This window comes from Pseudomonas sp. CF161 (assembly GCF_000416215.1).
GTDB lineage: Bacteria > Pseudomonadota > Gammaproteobacteria > Pseudomonadales > Pseudomonadaceae > Aquipseudomonas.
The window spans coordinates 1-208 of sequence record NZ_ATLP01000131.1; the positions used below are offsets into that span (position 1 = coordinate 1).

At 73.1% G+C, this 208-nt stretch carries 1 protein-coding gene; it reads left to right on the top strand.

What is annotated here, in order from left to right; translation table 11 throughout:
* On the top strand, positions 1-208 hold a 208-nt coding region (locus CF161_RS31600; RefSeq protein WP_020300713.1), incomplete at both ends, for a hypothetical protein.

Sequence of the window (208 nt, forward strand, 5' to 3'; positions counted from 1 at the left end):
GATCAGGACCGGATGCTGGGCATTGCCCAGGCCGCGGCCTGGTCGGCGATCCTAGCGCGGGCCGACCTGCGTATCAGCCTCCAGCCGGGCTGGGGCCATTACCCGTGGATCGATGCCCCGGCCGAGTTCGCCGCCTGGCTGGAAGACGCCGAGCCGGGGTTTGTCGCCCACACCAAGGGCGGCCGCCTGCGCCTGGCCGAGCTGGCCG